The following is a 2,023-nucleotide window of genomic DNA, read 5'->3' as shown; positions in this document are numbered from 1 at the left end:
TCCAGTCCCTCTCGGCAATTAAATTGTTTAGATTATGAGAAGCGTGGAACTGACTAAGTCCACGTCTAAGTCGGAGGTCGTAGGAAAAACCTTATCCAGAGAATGGAGATAGCAGCCCCACGCCTATGCGTGAGAACCACTATGCTGTCTCTCTAGATTAAGTCTTGAATTTCCTACGTTCCCGACTTCGAGATGAGCATAACGCTTCTTATTTTCAAAATGTCTTGTATTTCCGAAAAAATACGATGCAAATTTAAGATTTTTTATTTGAATATCTAGCAAATAGAGGCGTAAATTGTTAATTCAAGAAGAAATTATTTGTAATCAATCTGAAGGAAGCTATTAGGCGTGTTGCAGAAAGCTGCTAAGTAATATTCAAAAAGCTCTTAAGCTTTCTTCGAAAAGCTCCTAACCTTTTTCTAAAAAGCTTAGGAGCTTTTTCTATTAGTTCTTGCTTTGATAAAATTTTATTACTATCTTTGCTGTTGGTTGTCCATGACAGCTGCCTTTGTGGGTCTTATGGTCTCGAACTCATGCAAGGCTAACAATGCAGACCAACCTTGTATATACTATGGCAAACAAGCCTTTACAATTTATTCTGACTGAGCGCAAGCTCAATGTGGGCAAGGCGGGTGAGAAAACCGTACAGATTGCCCAACCTACGGGACGACACCGTGTGGATTTCCGCAACTTCTGCGAACGGGTGGCTAAGTCTACTACTTTCAATCCACAGGAAGTGGCGGCAGTTCTTAATCTTGCTACTGAAACAGCTCGCGACATTGTGGCTAATGGCGACATCGTGGACTTTGGCGATCTCGGTACGCTGAAGCCATCGTTTAAGAGTAAAGCCGTTGAGGTAGGTACGCCTTTCCGTGCGCAGGTGCATATCGAAAAGCCTGTGGTGCGTCTGGTGGCATCAACCAAGTATTTTACGCTGACCGATGTTGCTTATGAGCAGGTGGAGAAGAAGGAGACTAAGAAGAAAGAAGAGGGTGGTATCGGGAAAAAGAAGCCAGAATCTGAGGCTAATCCATAAAGCGTTTTAATGCTTCGTGGAAAAAATCACAAACCTTGTGAGTAAAAGAATTGGCTGTTCGGGCAAAGTTGATTGCTGGAGCAGCCTTTTTCTTTTTAACTTCAAATGTGTGCACCCATGCCTGCTGAAGGGTCTAAACATTGCCTTATCTCCACATCGGTAATGGTGAGTGCTTCCGCAATCGCAGAAACGATGCGGGTATCGGTATAGAAAGACGTGAGTACGCTTGCCTTGATGCTCTCCCAGTACCGCTTGACGGTATTGGCATCGACGGCATCACGGTAAATCATCTGTTTGAGCCTTTGGGTAGGCTCGAAGAGCTGTTGCTCCGACTTGCTCCAATAACGGAGGTCGTCGGGGCTGTCACATCGGTTCAGTACGCATTTCAAGCCACCGAAGCCCTGATAGTTCCGTAAGATACTTTTCTCTGCTTCGGTGGCTTCGCGGCGTTCTTTTTCCAAGCGAAGCACAACACGGATGGCTTCCGTGTTGGCTTCAAGGACGTTTTTCTTATTATATGCCATAGTGTTTCTTTTTTAATTAAGGAGGAGGAAAAAAGGTCGGAAGATATAAAGTATATTACCTCCCGACCAATTCCGTTCCTCTTTGTTTCTATAGGGATTATCTCCCTCGTTGCTTTCCTTTCCTTTTTTCAAATTCAAAAGAAGTGGTGTAATCTTCATTAAGGACAAGTCGAGCGTTGAACTTTTTACCTGCCTTACTGATCAATCCTTTGAGAATGGGTGTACGTCCTGTGGTTAGCAAATCCCGGATGTAGTCCTCGGTGAGAAGCGTGCCACAAACCTCACGGAAGATATGAAAGTCACAGCCCTCATGCCTGCACTTGGCAACCTTGGCATAGATACCCACGCTCTCAGTGCCACACTTGGGGCAGCGATAGGTGGGATAAGACTTCTGTTTGGGGGCAAGAGAAAGCAGTTCCTCACAAATGGTGCCAACGTAGGAGTTGATGCCTTGCGCGAACTT

Annotated in this window: 2 protein-coding genes and 1 pseudogene; 1 reads left to right on the top strand and 2 read right to left on the bottom strand. The window is 44.8% G+C overall.

Going from position 1 to position 2,023, the window contains the following annotated elements:
* Positions 1-571: 571 nt before the first annotated feature.
* Entirely contained in the window at positions 572-1,036 is a 465-nt protein-coding gene (locus H515_RS0110350; protein ID WP_028901920.1) for an HU family DNA-binding protein, read from the top strand.
* A 110-nt stretch (positions 1,037-1,146) separates the two neighbouring features.
* On the opposite strand, the pseudogene H515_RS0110345 reads toward H515_RS0110350, so the two are convergent.
* Positions 1,147-1,560 (bottom strand): annotated as a pseudogene (locus tag H515_RS0110345) (hypothetical protein); the annotation flags it as partial.
* A gap of 97 nt (positions 1,561-1,657) precedes the next feature.
* Positions 1,658-2,023, bottom strand: a 366-nt coding sequence (locus H515_RS13435) for a topoisomerase C-terminal repeat-containing protein (RefSeq protein ID WP_036891855.1), incomplete at its 5' end; no start/stop codon positions are given.

The organism is Prevotella corporis DSM 18810 = JCM 8529 (assembly GCF_000430525.1).
Taxonomy (GTDB): Bacteria; Bacteroidota; Bacteroidia; order Bacteroidales; family Bacteroidaceae; genus Prevotella; species Prevotella corporis.
The sequence above is the reverse complement of the archived record's forward strand: the minus strand, read 5'-3'. Positions and strand labels throughout refer to the sequence as shown.